Here is a 22,185-nt window from a genome sequence, read left to right as displayed (position 1 = left end):
ACCGCACCGCACCGCACCGCACCGCACCGCACCGCACCGCACCGCACCGCACCGCACCGCACCGCACCGCACCGCACCGCACCGCACCGCACCGCACCGCACCGCACCGCACCGCACCGCCGGGATGGTGTCCGGCCGGGGCTGGTACAGCGCAGAACGATCGGATTCCGGCCCGGGACAGGCGCCGGGTCGGAGCGGTTCGCCGAACATCGGCGCTCAGCGGAGCGGTCCGAACGGGAGTCGGGTCGGCCCATGGGTGCAGAACCACCGAGCACCGTCGGAGACCGCGACAGTTCACTGGGCGATTTACATACTTAGGTATGTCGCGTTTCGCGACGTAGGTACTTACGCGGCGATTTATCTGTCTCCTGGCTCACACCCGGACCTTCGCGCGGAAACAGCCCGTCGCCGGACGCAGCGCAAACCGTTAGTTAAGAAATGGTTACAGCGCGGTCCTGGATTGGTGCCGCCGAGCCCACCGTGTCACGATACTTCCGAGTCGCACCCGGACTATTCATCCCGAAGCGTTTACCCAAAGGCAACGCCTGGTTCCCATCGGCGCACCGGCTTGTCTCCTTCGGCGTGTTCGTATGGATTCAATCGCCACTGTCGGCCCTCTCTGCGTGCAACGGCAAGAATCTGTGAGGAATGTTTCCCGTGAGTGATTTATGGAATGTGAGCACATCGTTGGCGTGCCTCAGCGTCGGCATTTCATTGTATGGTGTCATCGCCTATCTGGGCGGCATACTGGATGGTGACACGCGGCCGCGCATCGCATCGTGGGCGGCGTGGTGCACCGCGAACACCGTATTCGCGGTCGTGGCGTATATCGAGGGAGCACATCTCGCCGCCGGTATCAACGCCGCGGCGGCGGCCATGAATGCCGCGGTAATCGCCGTCGGCTTTACCCATGGGTCCGGTCTGCGACCGGGCGATAATATCGACTGGGCTTGCCTGATTTCTTCGATCGCGTGTGTCATGGTGACCGTCGGTGTGTCGGAGAAGGTTTTCGGTGCATTATTCGCCATTTGCGCCAATCTCATTGCCACCATCCCGACGGTCCGGCATGCGTGGTCCAAACCCCATGAAGAAACCTGGCAAACCTTCGCCGCGAATGCCTTCGCCAACAGCCTCGGCTTGATCGGCGTTCTCATGGTGAGCGGCGTCGAATTCACATCGATCGCCGGTCCGCTGGTTTCCACGGCGGGCAATGTCGGCTTGGTGACCCTTACCATTGGTCGTGGTCGATTCACCGAGGATTCTGTGGTTCCGGTGAAGGTTGGCTGACCACCGATGCGATCGATAATCTCCAATATAGGCGACTGCTTCGCCGACCCCGGCCCACTTACACCGGGCCAGGCCGAGCGCGCCCTCGAAATCCACAGCATCTGTTCCCCGCGCTGCCTTGTCTTGCGGCGGGCCAAACGCGTGCTCGATGTAGCCGACCGAGACGGACCGTCCATCCCCGTGCCGCACGGCGGTCGGTGACCGCCGCCCGAGCGTCACCGCATCTCACGTGAGGTGTCCGGAACCATGCGCCCGGCATCGATGAGCGTTTGCCGGGCCGCCGCTTTACGTGGGCACTGGTCGGCGCGACATCCCCTGTGGCGCTGCATGGTCCAGTGCGCTTCCGACACACTCAGCGCATGTTCTGGCGCTTCGTGTGGCCACCCGGTCGGCCACAGCCCGGCGTCCCCGGATTCGGCCCGCTCGGCCCGGAGACGCTCGCGGCGGCGCTCGGCACGCCACTCGGCCTGCACACGGTCGATGATCGCCTGCGGCGACGTTTCGTCCGGCTCGGCTTCCCGCCACCAATCGAACCCCACCATTTCACCCCTGTCGTATTCGTAGCCGTTAGAAGCGCCCGCCGCCGGGGTTGCCGATGCGCGGATCGGCATCAACCCGGCGGCGGGGCTGTGCACCAGCTTCCGGCCTGCGGGAGCCGGTCAGAATGCCTGGCGGCGAGCCGTTTTCGGGGAGATTCCGGGGAGGGTCGCCGATCCGGCGGTGCGGCGGCGGCCCGGCTGCGATGATTCCGCCGGAGAGGTTCGCCGAGCATGGATGGTGGGGCATTGCGAGAACCGAACAATCAGCTCAGTGCCGCTCGAAGGCGGATTCGCTCACACACCAGCGGACATCCGTTATCACGCGCGGAACTCGCGGAGTTGGTGAACGCCTGGGTCTTTCACGAACGCGGACAGATAGTCCAGTTCACCAGCAATTACATCGGGAAACTCGAACGGGGCGTGTTCCGCTGGCCCAGCAAGGATTGCCGCGCCGGGCTGCGTGCCGTTCTCGGCGTGGCGACGGACGCGGAACTCGGTTTTCGGCCTCCGGATCGCGGCGTCGGAGCCGCTACCATTGAGGCGGACCGCGATGCGCCGACTCTGCTTGCCGGAGAGGAGGTCGACGACGTGCTGCGACGTACCTTCCTACGCAACGCCTCGCTGACTGGCGTAGGCACAGCGCTCGGCCTCGAATTGACCAGGCACGGCCTCAATCAGCTCATGCCCGAAGGAGCGGCCACCGATCTCGCAGACTGGCACGACGTCGTCCGCGAGTACGGCGAGGTGTATCGCGATGGTGCGGTGGTGTTGAGCCGCCTGTCCGAGATGCTGGTGACAGACCTCCTGGGCCTGCAAGCAACGATAAGCCAGACCTCGAAGACCGGTCGGCGACTGGAGCTGTACAAGATCGGCGCGCTCCTCAGCCATTACATGGCTCAGACGGTCCGCGATCTGGGGCATCGGACAGAGGCAGCGCGGTGGTGGCGCACCGCCCGGTACGCCGCGGACTCTTCCGGCGATTCGCACATCATGCTCTACATCCGCGGGCGTGCGGCCATTCGCGACATCTATGATGGGCGACCACCGAACCTGATCATCGATGCGGTCAATGAGACCGAAGAACTGATGGCGAAAGGGCCGGTCGCTGGTCGGCCGAGTTTGCTGGCCGCTCGTGCGCAATCGTTCGCGATGCTGGGCCGCGCGGATGAGGCCGAAACCGATCTCGAGAAGCTACGCGACACCTTCGCGGCGCTGCCGCCGGACATGACCAGGGACCACGGCGCGCACTGCTGGGCATATCCAGAGGAGCGGATACGATTCACCGAGAGCTTCGTCTACTCGTATCTGGGGAATCTCGAGGCCGCCGAGCAGGCGCAGCAGACGGCGCTGCGACTGTATCCGCCGGTCAATACCGGTGGACGGCTCGGGATCGAACTGCAACGCGCGCTCTGCCATGTGCGGACCGGCGACTCCACCGAAGGCGCCCGTCATGCGACCGCGACCTTGGAGGTGTTTCCGGCCGAATCGCGGACCAGGTTCGAGATATGGCTGGGTGAGCAAGTTCTCGCGGCCATACCCCCGGATGAGCGCGGCCGAACTGCATCCGCCGAACTGCATGAGGCGATTCGATCAAACGTAACGGCCGATCGGCACAACGAAACGCAGTTATGAGCGGCACGCCATCATCGCTGCAGCTTGCACACTAGCGCCTCGTCCAGACAGCTTCCGCTGTAACCGCCCGGCATGGACGAGGCCGCGAGGGTAGTCGAATGGCGGTTGGCCACGGCGTATCGTGCCGCCATTTGACTAACCTCGTCGAGTTACTGAACTCGAATCCCAGCGAACCTGTCTGGGCTGGGCACTAGGACGGGCGGCTTGCGCTCTTCGGCGAAGGGCGCGGACCTTAAACCTGTTCTGGCGCAGCATGGTTCTTTACCACGAGGTCGTGGTCTACCGAGAGCAGTGTCATGGACAGCCTTGCCCGCACCGTGTCGCGGAGCTCGTCGTTTCCTATGCCCGCGGCGATCTCGCGTGCCGCGCTGAGGCGCCGATCCTCCTGGCTTTCCTCACGCAGGTGAGTGCCCTGTTGCGCCATGTCCCGCCGGGCTCGATTCGACTGCACGAAGAAAATCGAGGAGATGACGTTGGTGACTATCCCGGCGCACAGCGAAACGATACTGGCGTACTCCTGGCCATCGGGCGTGGACGCGTTGACGATGGCCAGGAAGACCCCGAACATGAGCAGGGCGGCGCCCGCGCTGGCGAAGACGATGCTGATCAGGAAACTGACCTTGGCCTGAGCCAGGCCCTGGGTGTACATCTCACGCAGAATCGCCTCTTGCTTCTCCAACGACGCGGACGCCCGCATCGTCCCGGCGTCCGAACCGAGCGAATCCACTCTGATCACGGCCTGATCAGAGGCGTTGATGACGAAGTTGGACGTCTGCGCCTGTGCGTCGACCCGGCTGCGGATCTGGTCGGCCTGCTGATCGAACACCTGACGGGTGAGCGGTCGCAGCACAACCAGCATCAGCACGAAGCCGAACGCAAGCAACGTGACACTGCTGATGTCATCGCCGACCGCCGCCATGACGACACCGGCGACGACCAAGCCAGTCGCCACCACGACAGCCGTGCCGGTGAACCACTTCACGCGACTGGTCACCGGGCTGGCGGGACCGCCGGGGATCGATCCCGCCGTCGATGACGGCGGGTCCGGGACCAATGGGATCTCGGTCGGATCGTGGTCCACATTCGCAGACGATCTCACCCGGAACAGGTTAGGTCGGCGACCGTCACGGCGGGCGAAATACGTTGCATACCGGCGGACTCGGTCATTGCCGAGTCTCCTTCGGTTGGTAGCGCAGCAGGGCGACGTCGCCGATCTGGGTGACATCGATCAACCGCATCCGGCGCGTGGAACCGCCCGGATACTCGCCCGCGTTGAGAAACCGCGGGGCGGCTGGGTCGCCGACCACCATGGGGCCTACCGCGTAGTGCAGTTCGTCCGCCAGACCGGCGGAGAGGATCGCCGTGTGGATGTGGCTGCCGCCCTCGATCATCAGCCGGCCGATGCCACGGTCGCCGAGGTCGTCCAGGACCGCTGCCCAGAAGTCGCGGTCCGCTCGGATCGGCACCACATCGGCGATGCCATCCAGCGCTCCGGCGAGCTTCTCGGCACCCGCAGGGGTCGTGTACACCACCGGACGGCCCGCCTCGACGCCGTGGTGAAACATGCGTGCACCCGGATCGATGTCACCGGTCCTGGTGACGGTCACCTTCAACGGATTCGCGGGCTTGCCCGCCGCGACCCGCGCTTGCCGACGTGCCGCGCTCTTGACCAGCAGGCGCGGGTTGTCCCGGCGAAGGGTCTCGGCACCGATCAGGATGGCGTCGGATTCGGCGCGCACCTGGTCGACACGATCGAAGTCGGCGTCGTTGGAGACCAGCAACCGTTCGTCGGTGGTGTCATCGATGTAGCCGTCGACGCTGGCCGCGACCGAGAGCAAAACGTACGGTCGGCTCATGCGGTGTCCTTCCGCCAACTTTCGAGGGCATCGCACAGCTCGGCGACGCCCGGTTGTCTGCTGCCGCGATCGATCACTCGGCCGAGTCGCTCGACCTCGTACAGGATCCTGGCGGACTCGGTGGCCAACCCGATCTGGAAGGCTTCCAGCGCCGCCGCCGCGGCCGGTTCGATTTCCCCCGCCGCGTGGTGAGCCAGGGCCTTCCGAGCGAGATACACACCCCGGTCGCGCGGATAGCCGGACCGCATGCTCGCGATGGCGGCGGTGTACTGGTCCGTCGCGGCCCGATGGTCGCCCGATGACGTGCGTCCCAGCGCCTGGTGGACGTCGATGTACGCCTCGTCGAGGAACATGCCCCAGGTCGGATCGAATTCGGCGTCGTCGAGAATCGCGCGGGCGTGGTCGAACGCCCGGTCGCTGTTGCCGCGATCGCCGCTCATCGCGTAGCCCAGACCGGCGTACGCGGCGGCCGCGACCGGAAAACGCGTCCCGGGCGGCGCGGCTCGCTCGGCGGCCCGTGCCAGTTCGACAGCCTCCGAGCCCTCGCCCATGTCGTCGGCCAACTGCGCCTGCCGGATCAGGGCGAGCGCGATGAAGTAGTCGTCGCCCAACTCGTGCGACCACCGCAACGCGCGGTCCGCCCAGTACTGGGCGCAGTCGAACCGCCGGCCGTCCTGATGCAGCCACGCCGCGACCTCGGCATAGAGGATCTGCGTCTGCAGCAGTCCCTTCGAATCACCGATCCCCGCCCGGCGCAGTTCACGCATGGCGCGCAAACTGTCCTCCATCATCGGCAAGGCACGCCGAGCACCGAACAGGTTGTCGTCCTCGATCAGCGTCATCCGCAGATTCCGGAAGTGGGTCACATGGTCGATACGCGAATTAGACAGGGCGGCAACCGTGTCCGCGACGGACCGAGCGGGCGGCACACCCGCGGCGGCGGCCAGCATTCCCGCACCGGCACCCAGCACGAACGTGCGACGCGGCAACGACACGACGACGACCTCTCCGGCGGCGGTCCGGGCCGGCACCCAGACCTGGTCAGCATCAACACCCAGCACGGTCGGCGTGAACTGATCAAGGGTGTCATTCGCCAGCGTAACCGGTGCGGGCACCGCGGGACCGGGTTCGTGTCGCCGCGATCCGATGTCGGCGAGGGTCTGCTCGAACCGCGCGACCACTTCCGGCGTCGCCGACGCCAGCGCGTTCTCGAGCAGTTCCCTGCTGGTCGGGCGTAGCCGTGCCTGGGCGCCCTTGGCCTCCCAGTTCGCCACTGTGCGCGCCGCGATGTTCAGCTTGGCGGCGAACTTGTCGACGCCGAGAAGCATGGCTTCGCGCAGTGCCTTCGATTCGATACCCGTCCAGCGATAGATGATCATCGGTCCAGCTCCAGCCCCTGCTCGTGCTGCCGTTGCGCAGCGAAAGCTACACCGCGCATACGCGTCCGCGCCGTCCGCATCCGACGGCGATGCAGTGAAAAGGCGTGGGAACTGCACCGTTAGTTCATGGTTGCTTCGCCCGGTCCAGGAGAAACTGAATCCAGCACACCGGCGTCGAACCGCGGGCGATCGCTCATCTCGTCTCGGATACGTGAACCGGCCATCTGGAGGTCGAAACTGGCTCCGGCCCTGGTTGGCCGGACCGGCGCCGGTGTGTCCTCGAACGTCGATCAGGGGAGCTGCCATGCAGATTTCGCAGGACACTCGGGACCTCTGGGCCACGCGCTACCGCGATTGCGCGGCCGAACCCACCGATCTCGACCTGGAGCGGGCCCGATTCATTCTCGGCGAGCACGCGGCCCACGGCGGCACCTGTCTGCCGTACCTCGCGGCCATGGCGTACTCCTTCGGATTCCAGGGATAGCCGAAGAACACCGATATCCTTTGCTGCCAGCACGCCGAATACCAGCTGATCCTTTCCAGCGAGAACTCCACCGACACCGTTGCGCCCGGGGCGATGAGTGGATCGCCACGAACGCGAAGGAGATGGCTGTGCAGCGCAGAGCGATGCTCAAAGGATGTGCCGCGGCGGTCGCCGTGCCGATAGTCGGTACCGCTTGTTCGCGCAACGCCGACGGGAAGCCGGTGGACGCCTTGGTCTTCGACCCGGACGGGTTCACGGTGGAGACGAAGACCGTGGCCACGTTCGAGCGCGACAAGAAGGTGACCTATCGCTTCTACCGGGGCATCGTCTACGTCGCGGAACCGGTGGACGAGGCGTATCAGAGTCTGAACATCAGTGTTCCCGTCGAAGTCGACGGAACGCCGGTCGACGCGAGCAAGGCGCCGATTCTGTTCAGCAACTCGGTCGGGGGATACCTTTCGTCGTCGGTGACCAGCAGCGAGCCGCAGGGCTCCGGCGACGGCGGCGATCGGTCCAGGAACACCGACCTCGCCTTGGTCGCGGGTTATGTCGTGGTGGAGTCCGGTGCTCGCGGGCGTGAGCTGGTCGCCGAGGACGGCACCTACTACGGTGTGGCGCCGGCCGCCATCGTCGACCTGAAGGCCGCCGTCCGGTACCTGCGGCACAATTCCGGTCGCGTGCCGGGAAACACCGACCGGATCGTCACCACCGGGGTCAGCGCGGGCGGCGCGCTGTCGGCCCTGGTGGGCGCGTCCGGCGACAGCCGGTTGTACGACCGGTACCTCGCTGAGCTGGGCGCGGCGGACGCCAGTGACGCCGTCTTCGCGAGCGCCTGCTACTGCCCGATCACCGATCTCGAGCACGCAGATATGGCCTACGAATGGAATTGGGGCGCCAACCCGCTGAGTTCCGGGGAGCTCGACCCGGCCGTCTCACGGGAATTGAGCAGAGCGTTCGTCGACTACCAGGCGTCACTCGGCCTTCAGGGCAAGGACGGATTCGGACCGATCACGGCCGACGACTACGGCCGATATCTCGTGCGGACCTACCTGCAACCGGCCGCCACCGCGTATCTCACGGAACTGGGCGCCGCCGAACGATCCAGCTACCTGGCCGACAACACGTGGATCACCTGGGCAGGCGACCGCGCGGAGTTCCCGTGGCAGGACTTTCTCGTGCACGTGGGGCAGCGAAAGAAGAACGCGCCCGCGTTCGACGCGTTCGACCTGTCGACCGGAGAGAACAACCTGTTCGGTGCGGGAACGACCAAGGCCAGGCATTTCACCCTGTACAGCGTGCGGCGCGCGACCGGCGACGCAGCCGCGCAACTGGACCGGGATCTGCCCGAGAAGATCACCATGATGAATCCGATGCAGTTCATCGGGCAGAAGAATCCCGCGCGGGCCAAGAACTGGTGGATTCGCGTCGGCACCAACGACACCGACACCTCGCTGACGATCGTGGGCAATCTCGCCGCCGGACTCGAGAACTTGGGCGACGCCGTCGACGCCGCCATGTACTGGGACGCGGGGCACGGCAGCAATGAAGACCCCGAGGACTTCATCGAGTGGATCGGCGAGGTGACCGGCTACTCGCTCACTCGGTAAGTGATGCGGAGAGCAGTGCCGCGGTCCCGGTGAGGAGTTCGTCGGTCTGGCGTGACGCGCCGGTCGCCAGTTCGGTGAGCGCGAAGTTCTGTGCCGCGCCGAGTAACAGCACGGCCGCGGTCGCGGGATCGATATCGCCACGGAGTCGGCCGATCGCCTGTTCGGCGCGCAGATAGTCGGCTACCCGTTCCACCGCCACTTGCGGGCCGGTCCCGCGCTGATCGGAGACGCGCTGATACTCGGCTCGCAAGACAGGGTCGCTGAGTAGGGTGCCCAGCAGCGGCAGTGCGTTGCGCTGGAACTCGATCAGCGTGAAGAGGAGGGCACGCAGATTCTCGCCCAGGTCACCGCTGCCGACCGGGGCGACCTTCTCCTCTATCGCGATTCTGGGCAGTTCCTCGCACAGCGCGGTGGCCAGTAGAGCGGACTTGCTGCCGAACTGCTTGAAGATATTGCCTTCCGAGCATCCGGCCTCGCGGGCTATCTGTGCGGTCGTGGTCTGGCCTCCGTGCTCACGGATGAGCTTGATGGCGGCGGCGATCAGGCGATCACGCGCGGTGGGCGGCATTCGTTCCCCTTGCCTGTGAGTGCGTACGCACCTACCATCCTAAGGTGAGTGCGCACGCACTCACCTTAGCCGGAGGAGAATCATGAACGCGTCCCATCTCGCCGCCGGAGCACATCGCTCACCGGCGGTTACCGAGGCCGCACGACCCGCCCGGGCCACCCCGCAGGCTCTCGGCTTCTCGGCGCTGACCGGCACGGTTTTCGCCGCTGCTTGGTTCGGCTACGCCGCGGTGCGCGCGGAAGACGGCCGTAACCCGGTCACCGACTGGCTCGACCCGATGCTGGCGGCCGCCACCATCACCCTGTTCGTGGTGCTGCAGGCCGTGGTCATTCTGCTGTGGTCGCAACTGCCCGTCGGCCGGTTCCGGGGCGCGATCGCCGCCGGTCTGGTCGCGGGACAATGGATGTACGTCGTCGGCGAAGTACTGTCCAACACGATCACCATCGGACAGCCGCCCGAGGACATCGGTTCCCTGTTCGAAATCACCGGCGGTTTCGTCACTCTCGCCGCGAGCCTGGCGCTCACCGTCGCCTGGGCTGGTCGATCACCACGCGGTCGAAGCACCTTCGCCGTTGGGGGCATCGCCGTCGCCGCGGCTCTCGGTACGGTCTGGTGGTTCACCCACGCCATCGATCAAGGGCAGCCTGGAGCACCCGACTGTGTGCCGGGAAATCCCGTCTACAACATCACGCACGGTCACAGCTGCTGACAACCGTGCGGTGCGGCGGCCGGGTCGAGGGCTTCGCGCAGACGGCCGCACGCCCGGTTGCTTGCGAGCCACCGATACCGCCTCCACCGGCAGCATTGCTGTCGGTGGAGGCGATCATCGTCCCGGTTGCCGAATGACTTGGCTAGCGCAGGCGCACGGGCAGCGTTTCGAGGCCGCGGAAGATGTCGGTGACGCCTCCGTATTTCCAGCGCAGGTCGTCCGACGGGCGGGCCAGCGCCAGGTCCGGGAACCGGTGCAGCAGTGTTCCTATGGCGATCTCCGCCTCGATGCGCCCGAGTGGGGCACCGAGGCAGTAGTGGATGCCATGGCCGAAGGCCACGTTGCCGTGGCCGGTGCGCGTGATGTCGAGTTCGTTCGCCGCGGGCGTGTGGCCGGGATCGTGGTTGGCCGAGGCCAGGGCGATGGAGACCACGCTGCCCGCCGGTATGGTCGTCTCGCCCACGTCGATATCCTCCGTCGCGTATCGCGGCGTCGCTCGTTCCACGGGGCCGTCATAGCGCAGCAACTCGTCGATGGCTCCTGGCAGCAGTTCCGGTTGCGCACGCAGCAGCGCCAGCTGGTCGGGATGGCGCAGCAAGGCCAGCATTCCGTTGCCGATCAGGTTGACGGTCGTCTCGTGTCCGGCGACGAGCAGCAATTGCAGCGTGCCGAGCAATTCCTGCTCGGAGAGCCGGTCGTGCTCATCGGCGGCGGCGACGAGGGCGCTCACCAGGTCGGGCTGGTCGTCGATGCGGAGGGCGGGTTCGGTCTGGGACCGCCTGCGGGCGATCAGATCGGTCAGGTAGCCGCCGATGTCCTGCCTGGCCTGCCGCATGGCCGCCAGGCCGTCGGGTGTGAGCGGCGGCGCGGTGAGCGCTTGGCTCCAGGCGCGGAAGGAGGCCCGATCCTGCGCCGGGACACCGAGGAGCTCGCAGATCACGATGATCGGCAGCGGGAACGCCAGGGCAGCGATGAGGTCGACCTCCGCGACCGGCATGGCGTCGATCAGCGTGTCGGTGATCTCCTGGACCCGTGGTCGCAGGTCGTCGATGCGACGGCGGGTGAATGCCTTGGCGACGAGCTTGCGCAGCCGGGTGTGCGTGGGCGGGTCGGCGGCGAGCATGTTGAGTCCCACTCGTCCGCCGTCCTCGGTGACGAGACCGAGATCGCGCATCCACGCCGGGGCATTGCGGGCATCCTTGGACAGTCGTGGGTCGTTGAGGGCGGCTCGCGCTTCCTCGTAGCGGGTGATCAACCACACCTCGACGCCCATCGGACCATGCACTTTGTGCACTGGTGAGTGCTCGCGCAGCCGCGCGTAGCCGGGATACGGGTTGTCTCGGAATTCTTCGGTGAACAGATCCATCTGTTGCCTTGCTCTCGGTCGGGACGACCATGTGGTCGCGCTAATGGGTGGCGGCGGCCGCGTGGTGGATCACGGCTGCGAGACGGTCGTTTTCGGGGGCGTTGAAGGCGAAGGCGGCGCGGCGGCGGGTGTAGCCGTAGGTGAGGCCGCTGTGCGGGTCGGCGAATCCGTCCGATCCCGCGGACCCGGTGTGGCCGAAGGCGTGGACGCCGAGGAACGGATGCATCAAGCCCTTCGCCTCGAAACCGACGGAGTAGGGGGCACGGTCGCCGCGAACCAGATCCGTTCCACCGGAATGGATGGTGGCGATCTCGGCGATGGTGTCCAGCTCGAGCAACGGTGGGCGCCCGTCGAGTCCGGAGATCGCCGCGGCGTACATGGCGGCCAGGCCCCGGGCGCTGCCCACCCCACCGCCGGAGCCCTGGCCGAGACGGCGCAGCCGAACATCGTTCGGCAGTGTCATGACGTCGGCGGGCGAGAATCCGCGGGCATTCAGGTTGTAGGCGATACCCGGAATACTATGCGGTCCAGGTGAATTCGCCGCGAACGCCGCCTCCATCTCCGGGGTCGCCGTCCAGGGCAGGACCTCCCGGTAACGGAAGTCCTGTTCTTCCGGTAGCCCGAGATAGACGTCGAGCCCGTACGGGCCACGGATACGGTCCTCGAACAGTTGCTGGAGGGTGCGGCCGGTGATCCGGCGCACCACCTCACCGACGATGGCGAAGGTGACGAAACCGCCGTAGCCTTGCCCGGTTCCCGGCTGGAAGTACGGCCGCTGTCCCGCCAGGCGCGCCACGATCGCCCGCTCGTCGGCGAGTTCGGCGACGCTGAATCCGCCGTCCACACCGATCACGCCCGCACGATGGGTCAGCACATCCCGCACGGTGATGCGCTGCTTTCCAGCCGCGCCGAATTCGGGCCAGTGCGCGGCGACGGGCTCGTCGAGATCGAGTACGCCGTCCTGTACCAGCAGCGCGACGGTCAGTGCGGAGGCGCCCTTGGTGGACGAGTGCAGACCGGTCAGCGTATCGCCGGTGATATCGGTTCCAGCCCAGAGATCGACGACCAGCCTGCCCCGCAGGAACGCCGCCAGCTGCGCGCCCGACGCACCGTTCTCCTCGGCTATGACGGCGGCGAATTCCGAACGCACGGCCTCGAATCCGTCGGCGACGGTGCCGTGTACCTCGATGCTGTTCATGGTTTTCAGCTCCTGATCTCATTCTCGACTACAGCTGTTCCCGCGCGGTCGGGTTCGTTGGGCGCGGCCGGGCACCCCTCATCGGCTCCTCGCCGGTACCCGCCGACTCGGATCGGTTCCACTGCACTGACGAACCGCCGACGACGGACGTAACCGCGGCCGAGCCGGGCGGCCCACGGTCACGATCGCCCGCGCTGATTCGTCAATATCTCGGAGACCGAAAAACGAGAGGCGTGAGCACAGGTGAACGAATCCGACTACCTCGCCGACCAGTTCGAGAAGCACCGGACACATCTGCAGGCGGTGGCCTACCGGATGCTCGGCTCACTGGCCGAAGCCGAGGACGCGGTACAAGAGGCATGGTTGCGGCTGGCGCGCTCGGATGCCGCCGATATCGGCAACCTCGGCGGCTGGCTGACGACCGTGGTCGGCCGGGTGTGCCTGGATGTGCTGCGCTCTCGTCGCGCACACCCGGTGGAATCGCTGGAGATCCAGCAGTTGCCCGACCCGGTGATCAGCCGCGACAACGACCCGGAACAACATGCGCTGCTCGCCGATTCGGTCGGCATGGCGCTGCTGGTGGTGCTCGAATCGCTCAGCCCCGCCGAGAGGCTGGCGTTCGTGCTCCATGACATGTTCGCCATGCCCTACGACCAGATCGCCCCGATCGTGGACCGCACCCCGAAGACCGTGAAGAAGCTCGCCAGCCAGGCTCGTCGCCGAGTGCAAGGCAAGGCGCCGATCCCCGATCCGGACCTGCCGCGCCAGCACCGCATCGTCGATGCCTTCCTCGCCGCCGCCCGCGATGGCAGCATCGAGGCACTGGTAGCGATCCTCGACCCTGATGTGGTCCTGCGCGCGGACGCCGGAGCAACCACCTCCGCCGGTGGCCTGCGCGTCATCCGCGGCGGCGCGGCAGTCGCCGGACAGGCCGAAACCTTCCAGCGCATGGCCACCACCTACACAACCCACACAGCCCTGGTCAACGGAGCCGCCGGATTGGTCAGCACCCTCGATGGCGTGCTGAAGTCGGTGATGAGTTTCACCGTTGTCGCAGGCCGGATCGCCGAGATCGACATTCTCGCCGACCCGGACCGGCTGGCCCGGCTGGACGTGGCCGCCATCACGGCAAGCCGGTAGTCACGGCAGGCATCCCGGGACCTCGACGAGCCACGACCAGGACCGTGGCCCCGCCGTCGTGTGGATCCGGCGGGGCCTGCGGCTATCCCTGGTCAGCTCGCCGAGGGCTGGCGGTCACGACGCCGAGCACGGGTCTGTCTCGGTTGGCGAGCGGCGCATCCGGGCTGCCGCCACGTCAGACCAGAGGCGGCTGGATGCCCAGCGCACGCAGGCGGTCGCAATAGAGCTCGACGTTGGCGAGTTTGATGTCCTCGTAGCCGCGCACCAGATCGGCCAGGCCCGCAGCCTCCACGGCGCGGTCGTAGTTCGCCGCGTCGAGCGTGTCGGCGAGGGTGGTCACCATCTCGAGGTAGTGGTCGCGCAGGGCGCGCTCGACGCGGCGCACGTGGGCGTAGCCGAACGGATCGAACTTGGTGCCCCGCAGTCTTTTGCCCCTGGCCAGTAGGCGCAGTGCGAAGTGGCCGCGCGGGCCGATGCCGATCTTCTTCTCGCGGCCCATCGCGCGCAGGATCGGCGGGTGCAGCCGGTAGGTCAGGTTCGCGCCGTCGGGCAGCTGGGCGGCGACGTCGTCCAGGAAGGCCGGGTCGGTGAGCCTGCGCGCCACCTCGTACTCGTCTTTGTACGCGGTGAACTTGTGCAACCCGCGCGCCACCTGCTCGCTGAACTCGGTGCGGTCGCCGACCCGGCCCTGTGCCTCCCAAACCCGTTGCACAGCGGCCACATACGCGCGAGCCAGCCGGGGGCTCTGGAATCCGATCAGCTCTTCGGCCCGCAGCTCGACCAGCCGCCGGGTCTCGCCCACCGCGGTGAATCCATCGAAAAGATCTGCCGGAACCGCGATTTCGGCCTTCGTTCGGCGCTGCCGTGTGGTGGCCGCGGCGAACTCCTCCGGCCGCGCCACCGCGACGCGGCCCCAGCGGAACGCGGCGATGTTCGCGGCGACCGCGACGCCGTTGATCTCGATCGCCTCCTCGATCGCCGCCGCGGGCAGCCGCAGGCCGCCGACCTGGTAGGCGGCGCCGACCAGGAGGAAGTTGGCGGCGGCGGTGTTGCCGAACAGCACGTCGGCGGCGGCCAGCGCGTCGAACGAGTGCACCGAGCGCGACACCTGCTCCAGGCGGTTGAGCAGCAACCGCTCGTCCGGATAGGACACCGACTTGTCGTAGACCATGTCGCCGGTCGGCGTCTTGCTGGTCGACGCCACGGCGACGGTGGCCGTCCGGGAGCCGTAGGCCAGGTTCTTGGTGTCGGTGGCGGCGAGCAGGTCGAAGGCGACGACGCAATCGGCGGAGGCGGGCGCCAGCCGGTTCGCCGGTTCCAGCTCGCCGAGCGCGAACCGCAGGTGGGACACCACCGGACCGGCCTTCTGACTCAAACCGATCTGATCCAGGCTCGCGACCTCGTACCCGGCGCGCATCGCCGCGGTGGCCAGCACCTGGTTGACGGTCACGATGCCGGTTCCGCCGATGCCCGCGAGGAAGACGTTCTGTGTCGAGGTCGGCGCCTCGCAGGGAAGGTCGGGGACGCGCGGCGGCTCGGGGCGGCGAACGCTCATGCGCTTCTTCGCCTTCCCCGGGTCGGGCAGCTCGACGGTGACGAACGACGGGCAGTCACCGTCCAGGCAGCTGTAGTCGGTGTTGCAGGAGGTCTGGTCGATCCTGGTCTTGCGGCCGAATTCGGTGTCCACCGGCTGGACCGAGAGGCAGTTGCTCCGCACCCCGCAGTCGCCGCAGCCCTCGCACACCGCCTCGTTGATGACCACCCTGGTGCGCCGCACCGGCAGCGTGCCGCGTTTGCGCTGCCGCCGGGCGTCGGCGGCGCAGTGCTGGTCGTAGATGAGCACCGTGACGCCGGGTACCTCGCGCAGGACGCGCTGGGCTTCGTCGAGCCGGTCCCGGTGCCAGAGCAGGGTGCCGGGGGCGAGATCGCGCTTGCGGTAGCGCTGGGGCTCGTCGGCGCAGACGATGATCCGGCGCACACCCTCGGTGGTGAGCTTGTGGGTGAGCATCGGCACGGTGAGCGCGCCCTCCGCGTGCTGCGCGCCGGTCATCGCGACGACCTCGTTGTGCAGCAGCTTGAAGGTGATGTTCACGCCCGCGGCGACGCACGCCTGCACGGCGAGCTGGCCGGAGTGGAAGTAGGTGCCGTCGCCGATGTTCTGGAACAGATGCCCGACGTCGGTGAACGGGGCCTGGCCGATCCATTGCGCGCCTTCGCCGCCCATCTGGGTCAGGCCGGTGACCTTGCTGTCGGCGCGACCCGACATGGTCACCATGGTGTGACAGCCGATGCCGCCGCCCGCCAGCGAGCCTTCGGGCACGGCGGTCGAGCGGTTGTGTGGGCAGCCGCTACAGAAGTAGGCCGCGCGCTTGGCAGGCAGCACGGCCAGCGACAACGGTTGCGGCAGCGGGCGTTTCAGTTCCAGGAAGCCGTCGAGCGCGCGGCGCAGCGGCGCGGCGATCCGCCCGGAGGTCAGCTCGCCGTCCTGGCCGAACAGCGGACGGCCCGACGCGTCACGCTTGCCGACGATGCCGGGGGCGCCGGGCGTGCCGTAGAGGATCTCCCGGATCTGCGTTTCGATGAACGCCGTCTTGTCCTCCACGACGATCAGCCGCGAGAGCCCGTCGGCGAACTCCCGGACACGCTCGGGCGCAATGGGGTACGGCATGCCGATGCGCAGCAGTCGAATGCCCGCGGCGCGCAGCGCGTCGTCGTCCGTGCCGAGGTCGATCAGCGCTTGCCGGACGGCGTCGAATGTCGTACCGGTGGCGGCGATTCCGACGGTGGCGTGGGCGGGGTTCACCTCGATCACGTCCAACCCGTTGCGCGTGCTGTAGGCCTTGACCAGTTCCCAGCGCGGGCCGTAGAGGTCCGCCTCCGCGAGCAGGCTGTCGGCGGGCGCGGCCATCGGACGCTGCAGGTAGCGGAACGGCCTTCCCTCCCAGTCGATCTCGGGCACCACGATGTCGATGTCGCCGACCGAACCGTCGACGGTCCAGGCGCCGTCGGCGACATCGGCGACGATCTTGAGCGCCACGAGGCATCCCGAGGCACGCGACAGGGCCACGCCGTGCAGGCCCATGGTGATGATCTCGCGGGCGTTGCGGGGGAACAGCACCGGGATGTTCATCGCCGCCAGCGAGCGCTCGCTCACCGCGGGCACGGTGGAGGACTTCGACGCCGGATCGTCGCCGACCAGCAGCAGCACGCCGCCGCGCGCGTTCGCGCCGTACATGTTGGCGTGGCGCAACGCGTCGGTCGCCCGGTCCAGCCCGGGCCCCTTGCCGTACCAGACACCGACGACGCCGTCGTGCGTGGCGGTGCCACCGGGCAGGTCGGCCTGGCTGCCCCAGACCGAGGTCGCGGCCAGTTCCTCGTTCAATCCGGGCACGAACGTGATGTCGTGTTCGGCGAGGACATCGGGCATTCCGGCCAGCATCTTGTCGACACCACCGAGCGGACTGCCCTGATACCCGGACACGAACGTGCCGACGCGCCGTCCGGCCCGCAGATCGCGCACGTGCTGCTCGACCAGCTGTCGCGCGATGGCCTGGACGCCGGTGAGGACAACCGTCCCCGCGCCGACGCGGTAACGGTCGGCAAGGTCATAGGGAGCTGCGATCAGGTCGCGGTCAGCGAGCTCGGTCATACAGATCCACCCGTCCGCTCAGCACCGGTCGGGCGCCTCGCATCGTTGTGCACTTGGTGCCGACATCGTGTCTCCAAAGATCTGAACGCACAACTGCTACGTCATAGATTGAGCATTCTGCACAATTCACAGCCTTGACAATGGGCACCGCCTATGCACAGTGCGAGGTAAATGTGATGACGCGCACAAGCATCTCCCGGCCAGGCGGAGTGCTGGCCACGCCACACCGCGTTGCTCCCCCACCCGACTCGGCACCTATGTGAAGGTGGAGAGATGGGTATGCGCAGCAGGCGCACGGCGGTCGTCGCGGCCGTCGCGCTGTGGGCGTTGACCGCGTGCGGGCAGCAGGCACCGGACGCGGCTTCGGGCGTCGCCTCCTCGCGGGACCCGACAGCCGCGGCGGGGGCACGCGCCGACGCGGGCTCGCGCAGCTACACAGGCGGAACGATGGTCGTGATCCCGCACGCGGCGGATCTGGAATCGAGTGCGGCGATGGCCTTCTCGGAGTACGACACAGAAGACGGCACGAACAAGCTCGCCATCCACATCCCGGGACCGGTCGGCTGCCCGAGCGTCGGTTTCACCGCGCGGGTCGAGGAATCGGCCGAGCTGGTGAGCGTGCGGCTGATCCGGGGGCTGCATCGCGGCATGCCGCCGTGCCAGGGCGCCAGTCCGGAGCAGAAACGCGAGTACGGCGTGGTCGTGGTCGACCTGGAACGCCCGCTGGGCAATCGCACGGTGCTCAGCCTCGCGTGAGCCGGGCCCGCCGATCATCTACCGGCCCGGCGGCGACCGCTCAATAGTGATCTTGTCGAACCCGGACCCGCGCGGGTTGTGAATTGTCCCTTTCGTCGTTTCTCTTTCGGCGCCACGCGCGGTTCGACGCTATTTTCGCAGCGGATGGTGCCGCCTCCGCGGCCACCGGCGGTCCCGGAGCAGAAGGAGGGTGCACCAGTTCGCCGCGATCGGCCCACAGCCGCACGCGGTGAATCCTTCTGTTCCTTCCCGTGGTGAACGAGGTGGTTCGCCACGGTTTTTCCGTGCAGTGCCGGTCCGTCCGAACCACCGACGCCGCGGCATGACCGCCGCGCGCCAGTGGGTCGGTGGCGGCTGACTTTCGAAGGAAAACCGTGTCCAGAATTCCGTTCCGGATCGCGATCTTGCTGGTGTTGAGCGTCGTCTCGGTGGGCCTGCTCGGCCTCCCCGCGACGGCTCAGCCGCTCTATCCCACTCCCGATCCCGATCCGTTCTACACCGCGCCGCCGGACCTGGCCGCGTTCGCGCCCGGCGACGTAGTGCGGACCCGCAGGATCGACACCGGTCTCTACGTGGGGACCGAGGGCTGGCAGGTGGCGTTCCGGTCGACCAACTCGCAGGACAAGCCGGTCATGGGGGTCACGACCGTCCTCCTGCCGGTCGGCGTCCAGAACCCGCCGCTGGTCTCCTATCAGGCGCTGATCAACTCCCTCGGCACCCAGTGCAACCCATCGCGTTCGCTGTTCAACGGCGAATTGCAGGACGCGGTCGGCGCGATGCTGCCCATCGGACGCGGTTGGGCGATCTCGCTGCCGGACTACCTCGGCCCCACCTCCGCCTACGGCGCGGCGCGGCTGGCCGGGATGATGACGCTCGACAGCGTCAAGGCCGTGCGCAAGGTCGCCGAGCTCGGTCTGTCCGCCTCCCCGGTGGCCATCGCGGGCTACTCCGGCGGCGGCATGGCCACCGCATGGGCCGCCGCGCTGCAACCCACCTACGCGCCGGATCTGCACCTCACCGCCGCCGTGGCGGGCGGCATCCCCGCCGACCTCGAGGAGATGGCGCTCGCGCTCGGCTTCAATCCGCACCCGGGATTCGGGCTCGCCTTCGCCGCGGCCATGGGACTGGAGCGGGAGTACCCGGACCGGCTGCCGGTCTCGGATCAGCTCAACCCGCACGGCTTGTGGTTCCGGGAATTCACGCACGACGCCTGCCGCCGGTTCCTGCTCTTCCACGGCGCTTTCCGCAGTGCCGAGCAGATGGCGGCGACCAAGAACCTGATGGACAGCGCCGAGGCGCATGCCGTGCTGCGCGAGAACAGCCTTCGCTACTTCGACGGCGTGCCGACCGTTCCCACCTATCTCTGGCAAGGGCGCTTCGACACGATGACCTTCTATGGACCCGTCGCCGAGGTCGCCGACCGATACTGCAAGGCCGGGGCGCCGGTGGAGTTCCACACCTATGACATCTCCGAGCACATGACCGCGGCGGTCGCCGGATTCGCGGACGCGTGGAACTACGTGGAGGCCAGGTTCCGCGGCGAACCCGCGACGACGAACTGCTGACCACGCGCGAGCAGCGGCCCGGGAGACGATCTCCCGGGCCGCTTTCGTTCGGATCAGCTGATGGAGCGAACCTGCCGCTCGTACTCCGCGCGGGTCTTCTCGTCGGCGGGATGCAGCGCGCGGTCGCCGTCGAACAGCCTGCGGACCAGGCGTACCGCGCGTTCCGGCGCGGCGGCCAGCGCGATGTCCACCGGACCGAGGTAATTCGGCACCGCCACTTCGGCTTTGCGCGTCGCGCAGGTGCGCACGATAGCGGCGGCGACGTCCTCCGGGTCGACGGTCGGCATGCCGTGGCCGAGCGCGAGCCCGGAGGAGAGGCGGGTGCGCACCGCCGACGGCAGGACACAGCTGACGCTGACGCCGTGTTCGGCGAACTCCAGACGCGTGGCCGCCGAGAGGCCGACGGCCGCGAACTTGCTCGCGTTGTAGACGGCGAGGCCGGGGATGGGGACCTTGCCCGCCAGCGAGGCGATGTTGACGATATGGCCGCGGCCGCGCTCGATCATGCCCGGCGCGGTGGCGCGCATGCCGTGGATGAGGCCCCACACGTTGATGTCCAGCGTGGCCTGGCCGACCACGTCCGGTTCGTCGAGGAACGCGCCCGCGGGCATGACGCCCGCGTTGTTGACGAGGATGTCGATCGCACCCACCGCGGCGATCATGGCGTCCCACTGGCCGCGCGAGCGCACATCCAGTTCGCAGGCGACCCCGCCGATCGCGGCGGCGGCCGCTTCGGCGGCGGCTTTGTCCACGTCCGCGAGCACGACCCGAGAGCCTTTGGCGGCGAACAGTTCCGCGGTGGCCCGGCCGATGCCGCGGCCGCCGCCGGTGATCAGGACCCTGGCCTCGCGCAGGTCGATGCCGGGGTAACCGGATCCGAGAATTCTCATTCGAAGGCTCCTTGTTCGAGCGCGCGACGGGTGCTGCGCAGGCTGTGTTCGAAGGTGGCGAGACGGCGGCGGCCGTCCATGAAATTGGCGCCCATCACCGCGAGGTCGTCGGCGGTGGCGCCCACGAAGAGGACCTTGGTGCCCGCGGCGCGCAACCGCGCGATCTCGGCGTCGAGCTCGGCGCTCATGCGATTGCGCAGCTGCCGCTCCAGGAGATGCCCCACGCCGGTCGCGGGAATCCGCTCCGCCGAGGCCATCGGGGCCAGCACGAGCACTTCGTCCAGCTTCTCGGGAACAAGCAGGTCCACCGACGCGGTCGACGCCGCTCCGCCGTCGACGAAACGACGACCGGCGATCGTGACCGGCGGGAACCAGCCGGGGATCGCCCACGACGCGCGCAGTGCCGCACCGATGGTCGCGTCGGGCGCGTCCGGCGAACCGAACGCCACCCGCTGCCCGGTTTCGTAGTCCATCGCCACCAACCAGGCCGCCGGATGCGGCACCCAGGAACGGCCCGGGTTGAGTCTCTCGGCTAATCGCCGCAACCAGCTGGAGTCGCCGCCGCCGATCGGCAGCAGCCCGCTGCCAGCGGCCAGCAGCGCCTGGCCCGACTGGTGGCGCCGCAGGGGCAGCCGCGGCGAGCCGAGTCGCGGGCGTGGCAACGGAGGAAAGCGGCCCGGTTCGGCGCGCCCGTGCTCGCGCAGGATCGGGTCGGTCGAGGTGCCGCGTTGCATGGCGACCAGTTCGTCGACCGAGACGCCGCTGCCGAGCATCGTCACCGCCTCCGCGCCCGCCGAGGTGCCGATCAGCACGTCCGCCGTGCGCGGATCCCAATCGAGCACGTCGCGGGCGGCGGCCAGCGCGGCGACGATCCACGCGGCCCCCACGGTGCCACCGCATCCGATGGCCAGGCCGCGCCGCTGCGGCCCATTGTTGTTACTCATAGTCTCAGACACTAGCCGGACCGCGCCGGAATGCCACCCGTCTCGGATCCATCCACCGGCGTCAGGCCGTGAAGTGCAGCGTCCATTCGCCGCGATAGTGCAGGCGGGTCACGCTTCCGGGTGGAATATCGATGCGCCAGAAGGATTTCGGCGGTGCGTCCAGGGTCACCAGCAGAGCGGCCCTGACGACCGCCGGGTGGGTGACCGCGATGGTGGACACCGCCTGCGCGGCGACCTCCGCCATCCAGACTCTGGTCCGCTCGATCACGTCCACCACCGATTCGCCGCCGTGCCCGCGGAACTCCGGATCGGTGAGCCACGCGTACAGCTCGTCCTGGGGTACCGACATGAGCTCCCCACCGCGCCAGGCGCCCGCGTCCAAGTCGCGCAACCGGCTGTCCTCCTTGCCCGGCAAGCCGAGCAGCGCGGCGGTCTCCACGGTCCGGCGTTCGGGCCCGGTCAGCACCCGGGGAGCGGTCAGCGGTCCGCATTCCGACACCGCCCGGCGACCTGCCTCGGTGAGCGATTCGTCGACCGGAAAACGTGCCTTGCGCATCGCCTCGGTCATGCCATGGCTGACCAGGTCGAGTCTGAGCACCTTTTGCACCTGTCGAAG

The 22,185-nt window shown here is 67.8% G+C and carries 19 protein-coding genes; 8 read left to right on the top strand and 11 right to left on the bottom strand.

Going from position 1 to position 22,185, the window contains the following annotated elements; translation table 11 throughout:
- Positions 1 to 657 precede the first annotated feature (657 nt).
- A complete protein-coding gene (locus ON34_RS04975) occupies positions 658 to 1,287 on the top strand; it encodes a hypothetical protein (RefSeq protein WP_157172177.1) in 630 nt (209 codons plus the stop codon).
- Between the two features lie 215 nt (positions 1,288 to 1,502).
- Here the strand turns inward: ON34_RS04975 and ON34_RS04970 are convergent, their stop codons facing one another.
- Positions 1,503 to 1,922, bottom strand: coding sequence for a hypothetical protein (locus tag ON34_RS04970; RefSeq protein ID WP_157172176.1), 420 nt, complete (start codon positions 1,920 to 1,922; stop codon positions 1,503 to 1,505).
- A 135-nt stretch (positions 1,923 to 2,057) separates the two neighbouring features.
- Between ON34_RS04970 and ON34_RS04965 the strand changes: the two genes are divergently transcribed.
- A complete protein-coding gene (locus ON34_RS04965; protein WP_505847544.1) occupies positions 2,058 to 3,458 on the top strand; it encodes an NsdA family TPR-like regulatory protein in 1,401 nt (466 codons plus the stop codon).
- A gap of 232 nt (positions 3,459 to 3,690) precedes the next feature.
- On the opposite strand, the gene ON34_RS04960 is transcribed toward ON34_RS04965, so the two are convergent.
- The 3 genes from ON34_RS04960 to ON34_RS04950 form a co-directional block, all read right to left on the bottom strand.
- A complete protein-coding gene (locus ON34_RS04960) occupies positions 3,691 to 4,557 on the bottom strand; it encodes a TRADD-N-associated membrane domain-containing protein (protein ID WP_157172175.1) in 867 nt (288 codons plus the stop codon).
- Positions 4,558 to 4,621: 64 nt separating this feature from the next.
- Positions 4,622 to 5,314 carry a RibD family protein gene (locus ON34_RS04955; RefSeq protein ID WP_040774796.1) on the bottom strand — a complete coding sequence of 231 codons (693 nt, stop codon included), beginning with the start codon at positions 5,312 to 5,314 and terminating at the stop codon, positions 4,622 to 4,624.
- Positions 5,311 to 6,693: a helix-turn-helix domain-containing protein gene (locus tag ON34_RS04950; protein WP_051022158.1), complete on the bottom strand. Its 1,383-nt coding sequence runs from the start codon at positions 6,691 to 6,693 to the stop codon at positions 5,311 to 5,313. Before ON34_RS04950 ends, ON34_RS04955 begins: the two co-directional genes overlap by 4 nt.
- A gap of 304 nt (positions 6,694 to 6,997) precedes the next feature.
- Between ON34_RS04950 and ON34_RS04945 the strand changes: the two genes are divergently transcribed.
- On the top strand, positions 6,998 to 7,177 hold the full coding sequence (locus ON34_RS04945) for a hypothetical protein (protein ID WP_040774795.1): 180 nt from the start codon (positions 6,998 to 7,000) through the stop codon (positions 7,175 to 7,177).
- 122 nt (positions 7,178 to 7,299) lie between these two features.
- Positions 7,300 to 8,784 (top strand): subtype B tannase, encoded by a 1,485-nt coding sequence (locus ON34_RS04940; protein WP_218003848.1) that lies wholly within the window; start codon positions 7,300 to 7,302, stop codon positions 8,782 to 8,784.
- On the opposite strand, the gene ON34_RS04935 is transcribed toward ON34_RS04940, so the two are convergent.
- The gene (locus tag ON34_RS04935) at positions 8,774 to 9,352 is read right to left on the bottom strand and encodes a TetR/AcrR family transcriptional regulator (protein ID WP_051022157.1); all 579 of its coding nucleotides are present in this window, start codon (positions 9,350 to 9,352) and stop codon (positions 8,774 to 8,776) included. The genes ON34_RS04940 and ON34_RS04935 overlap by 11 nt on opposite strands.
- Positions 9,353 to 9,434: 82 nt before the next feature.
- Here ON34_RS04935 and ON34_RS04930 point away from each other — a divergent pair, with 82 nt between their 5' ends.
- Positions 9,435 to 10,061: a hypothetical protein gene (locus ON34_RS04930; protein WP_040774794.1), complete on the top strand. Its 627-nt coding sequence runs from the start codon at positions 9,435 to 9,437 to the stop codon at positions 10,059 to 10,061.
- Positions 10,062 to 10,203: 142 nt separating this feature from the next.
- Here ON34_RS04930 and ON34_RS04925 read toward each other — a convergent pair whose 3' ends face one another.
- Positions 10,204 to 11,427, bottom strand: coding sequence for a cytochrome P450 family protein (locus ON34_RS04925; RefSeq protein WP_040774793.1), 1,224 nt, complete (start codon positions 11,425 to 11,427; stop codon positions 10,204 to 10,206).
- Between the two features lie 40 nt (positions 11,428 to 11,467).
- Positions 11,468 to 12,625: an EstA family serine hydrolase gene (locus ON34_RS04920; RefSeq protein ID WP_040774791.1), complete on the bottom strand. Its 1,158-nt coding sequence runs from the start codon at positions 12,623 to 12,625 to the stop codon at positions 11,468 to 11,470.
- A gap of 243 nt (positions 12,626 to 12,868) precedes the next feature.
- Between ON34_RS04920 and ON34_RS04915 the strand changes: the two genes are divergently transcribed.
- Positions 12,869 to 13,765 (top strand): sigma-70 family RNA polymerase sigma factor, encoded by an 897-nt coding sequence (locus tag ON34_RS04915; protein WP_040774789.1) that lies wholly within the window; start codon positions 12,869 to 12,871, stop codon positions 13,763 to 13,765.
- A gap of 175 nt (positions 13,766 to 13,940) precedes the next feature.
- Here ON34_RS04915 and ON34_RS04910 read toward each other — a convergent pair whose 3' ends face one another.
- The gene (locus ON34_RS04910; RefSeq protein ID WP_040774788.1) at positions 13,941 to 17,414 is read right to left on the bottom strand and encodes an indolepyruvate ferredoxin oxidoreductase family protein; all 3,474 of its coding nucleotides are present in this window, start codon (positions 17,412 to 17,414) and stop codon (positions 13,941 to 13,943) included.
- Between the two features lie 273 nt (positions 17,415 to 17,687).
- Between ON34_RS04910 and ON34_RS04905 the strand changes: the two genes are divergently transcribed.
- Entirely contained in the window at positions 17,688 to 18,170 is a 483-nt protein-coding gene (locus ON34_RS04905) for a hypothetical protein (RefSeq protein ID WP_040774786.1), read from the top strand.
- 374 nt (positions 18,171 to 18,544) lie between these two features.
- Positions 18,545 to 19,735: a lipase family protein gene (locus ON34_RS04900; protein ID WP_444543827.1), complete on the top strand. Its 1,191-nt coding sequence runs from the start codon at positions 18,545 to 18,547 to the stop codon at positions 19,733 to 19,735.
- A 53-nt stretch (positions 19,736 to 19,788) separates the two neighbouring features.
- Here ON34_RS04900 and ON34_RS04895 read toward each other — a convergent pair whose 3' ends face one another.
- The 3 genes from ON34_RS04895 to ON34_RS04885 all read right to left on the bottom strand — a co-directional run bounded on the left by ON34_RS04895 (position 19,789) and on the right by ON34_RS04885 (position 22,176).
- Positions 19,789 to 20,625, bottom strand: a complete 837-nt coding sequence (locus ON34_RS04895; protein ID WP_040774784.1) for an SDR family NAD(P)-dependent oxidoreductase — start codon at positions 20,623 to 20,625, stop codon at positions 19,789 to 19,791.
- Positions 20,622 to 21,569, bottom strand: coding sequence for a patatin-like phospholipase family protein (locus tag ON34_RS04890; protein WP_040774782.1), 948 nt, complete (start codon positions 21,567 to 21,569; stop codon positions 20,622 to 20,624). The genes ON34_RS04895 and ON34_RS04890 overlap by 4 nt, the downstream gene beginning before the upstream one ends.
- 61 nt (positions 21,570 to 21,630) lie before the next feature.
- A complete protein-coding gene (locus ON34_RS04885; RefSeq protein WP_040774780.1) occupies positions 21,631 to 22,176 on the bottom strand; it encodes a histidine phosphatase family protein in 546 nt (181 codons plus the stop codon).
- Between the last annotated feature and the right edge of the window lie 9 nt (positions 22,177 to 22,185).

The organism is Nocardia pneumoniae NBRC 100136, from assembly GCF_000308755.1.
Lineage (GTDB): Bacteria > Actinomycetota > Actinomycetes > Mycobacteriales > Mycobacteriaceae > Nocardia > Nocardia pneumoniae.
The sequence above is the reverse complement of the archived record's forward strand: the minus strand, read 5'-3'. Positions and strand labels throughout refer to the sequence as shown.